Annotated in this window: 3 protein-coding genes; all 3 read right to left on the bottom strand. The window is 45.2% G+C overall.

The genetic code is table 11. The features are described 5' to 3' along the window. Positions 1-118: 118 nt before the first annotated feature. A complete protein-coding gene (locus LC608_RS36555) occupies positions 119-277 on the bottom strand; it encodes a hypothetical protein (protein WP_229558173.1) in 159 nt (52 codons plus the stop codon). Positions 278-593: 316 nt separating this feature from the next. After that, on the bottom strand, positions 594-1,673 hold the full coding sequence (gene pyrC, locus LC608_RS36550) for a dihydroorotase (protein ID WP_229558171.1): 1,080 nt from the start codon (positions 1,671-1,673) through the stop codon (positions 594-596). Positions 1,674-2,101: 428 nt separating this feature from the next. Next, positions 2,102-2,665 carry a hypothetical protein gene (locus LC608_RS36545; RefSeq protein ID WP_229558172.1) on the bottom strand — a complete coding sequence of 188 codons (564 nt, stop codon included), beginning with the start codon at positions 2,663-2,665 and terminating at the stop codon, positions 2,102-2,104. Positions 2,666-2,998: the final 333 nt, after the last annotated feature.

The raw sequence follows: 2,998 nt of genomic DNA, 5'->3' as shown, positions 1-2,998 counted from the left end.
TTTGACCGATGTTTTTTCAATCATTTACAACAATTCGTCCTATTTTGAATGAAAAATTGATATTTAGATAGAGTTTAAAACTTCTTGTCTGTATCAAGAGCTACAAAATTAGATGCGCTTACCCTGCCACCACTGCCTGTCCAACGTGATATTCAAGGGCATCGTGACTCGCCCGCTCATTGCTAACATTGTTAGGATTATCTGGTTCAATTGCCGCATCGTCGTAGCGTTTATCTGCGGTAGCAAGCATCTTCCGCAGTGATAAGATATCGGACATGGGCTGATTGTGGTTTTTGAGTTGTCGTTGTGAGAGACAATAACTCTACTACATCAGCCCTCTCTTCTCATCCTTTTATTTTGGCTAAGGTATTGTTATAAAAAGGTTATTTCTCAATCTCTCATTTGTAGGCTTAAAGGTTTCTTCAATCAATACTAGATTATATTTATATTCTGCTAAAATCTTAAAGTTCTGCTAAGGCGATCACCACTCAAAATGGAAGATTCGCAGACTCAAATTTGAGCCAGGATTCAAATTACTCGTTGACCTAAGCTAACCAACAGGATTCCACAACGGCTGATGCACAATGCAAATGTCATACCATTTGCCATGTCATTTCCTGCCCCGCCCCCAAAGGTACAAGCCCAGATTCCATAAATGGAACTTCATCAGGAACGCGCCAAGTCGTTTTGGACAAAGTAATTCGCTCGGTATTACGCGGCAGTTGATAAAAATCTGGGCCATAGAAGCTAGCAAACGCCTCCAGTTTATCCAGGGCTTTCACCTTTTCAAATGCTTCGGCATACAACTCAAGGGCGTGCAGAGCCGAAAAGCATCCCGCGCAGCCACAGGAACTTTCTTTGCTAGTGCGGGTATGGGGAGCGCTATCGGTACCTAAAAAAAACTTCGGATTCCCCGATGTTGCCGCTTGCAATAAAGCCTGACGATGCTCCTCCCGTTTCAAAATGGGCAGGCAATAAAAATGGGGGCGAAGGCCGCCTTTGAACAGGGCATTACGGTTAAATAACAAATGTTGTGGCGTAATTGTTGCCGCGATGGTGTTGGCAGACAGGACATACTGCACCGCATCGGAGGTGGTGATATGTTCAAGCACCACCCGCAGGTTGGGAAATCGCTGCTTGAGGGGGATTAAATGTCGCTCGATAAACACCTTCTCGCGATCGAACGTATCAACATCGTTATCGGTCACTTCCCCGTGCAGTAATAACGGCATGTCCACCTGCTGCATCGCTTCAAAGACGCGATCACCCTTCCGAATATCCGTCACACCGGAGTCTGAGTTGGTCGTTGCACCGGCTGGGTAGTACTTGACCGCTTTGATAAACTGGGATTCTTTCGCCCGGAGGATGTCGTAGGGGCTGGTGTTGTCGGTGAGGTAGAGCGTCATCAATGGCTCAAACTGTTGTCCCTCTGGAATGGCGGCGAGGATGCGATCGCGATAGGCTACCGCATCTGCCACCGAGCGGATAGGGGGCTTCAAGTTTGGCATGATGATCGCGCGGGCAAACTGACGCACCGTGTAGGGCAGCACCGCTTTCAGTGCTGCACCGTCGCGCAGATGCAGATGCCAATCGTCAGGTCGGGTGATGGTAAGCTTTTGCATCCTTTCATTATAAAACGGCAACAAGGGCCTCATGAAAATAGGGGCGATCATCCAGATCTGGTATGGGGCGATCGCTATCTATTATACTGCACTGAATAGCACTAAGTTAAGCTGAAGAGTATGCAGCGTAAGGATTGCAGAGGACCAGGGGGGCAGGGGCGCAGAGGGGAATTTCTAAATATCCGAGCGCAATTGCCTAAAACTTCTTCTTTCTCCCCTGCTCCTCCGCTCCTTTGCACCCCTGCTGCCTCAACGATTTTCCCTTTTCTTAGCGCCATTCGATACTGCACTCAAGTTTGCTCCTAATGACCTCAAAACTCTTAAGCGCAAGGGTTTCGCTCTCGAAAAGCTGTCCGAGCTACAGTTATCTCAACAGCAATATACAGAGGCTATTAAGGCTTTAAAGCAAGCGATCACCTATGATAGTGCCTTTTCTCGATACCACAGTGATGCAATTGATATCAGTTATCACGGAATGATTATTGAAAGATTAGCCGAACTATACTTAACCAACAAGCAGTATACAGAAGCATTCGTAGCGTCTGTGGCAGTAAAAGTAGAAAAGCACACTGTAGCGCAATTAGTAGAGCGTCCAATCGAAGTAGTGGAGTATCAAGGCTATACCTGTGTATGTGAGTGTTGTGACAATTTACAAACAGCCTCCTGTCCACAAGACAATCTGCGACAAATTTTAACTGGAGTGCTGGTTTTAGCTTCAAGGCTAGTTTCGTTTGTCTTGAACTCCACACTCCAGTTTTAGAAGCGATCACTATTCTCTGGGCATTCTCGAAAGCTATTTGATTAGGGCATTCCACTTCACCTTGTTTCACTTCCGGGGCATCAATTCCACAAAGCTCAACTGACATTTGGCTGCCATCGGTTTGGCCGAGTGTAATGCTGTCCCCATCTGCCACTTGAGTAGCTATCCATTCTTCAGTAAGGGCGATGGATGGCTGCTTAGTTCTTTTGAAAATCAAGATAGTGGTGATGATAGCTCCAGCGATCGCAGTTAAGATTATGGAAGTTCTCCACAATGGCTTCATGTTGCTACATCTATTATTGCAATATTAAGAAACCACAATTTTAACCGCAGTGAACATTTATTAGCGGTTATTTTCTCAAGTTATCTAAACAGAGTTAAATACTTGTTCTTTTTAAGCTTAGAGCGATGTGATTGCTGTTATTAAGCGAGTATATATAGTTAATCATCCCAAATATTGCCATATCCTGGCAATTATAATATTGGGTATTTAGAATCAATACCTCTGCCAAATTACGAGGGTTCAACGCCCGTAGAAACGGGATGAATGCGTCCTAAAGAAGTAAGCTTGGCAAAAATCTGGTTTAATAAAATAGGCTCAGGGATTTCTGGAAGC

Origin of the sequence: Nostoc sp. XA010 (genome assembly GCF_020829625.1) — a bacterium.
In the GTDB taxonomy this organism is placed as follows: domain Bacteria; phylum Cyanobacteriota; class Cyanobacteriia; order Cyanobacteriales; family Nostocaceae; genus Nostoc.
This window is presented reverse-complemented; position numbering and strand designations above follow the sequence as displayed.

Coding starts and splice junctions, on each gene's coding strand:
- LC608_RS36555 (WP_229558173.1), bottom strand. CDS start 277: ATGTCCGATATCTTATCACTGCGGAAGATGCTTGCTACCGCAGATAAA.
- pyrC (WP_229558171.1), bottom strand. CDS start 1,673: ATGATCGCCCCTATTTTCATGAGGCCCTTGTTGCCGTTTTATAATGAA.
- LC608_RS36545 (WP_229558172.1), bottom strand. CDS start 2,665: ATGAAGCCATTGTGGAGAACTTCCATAATCTTAACTGCGATCGCTGGA.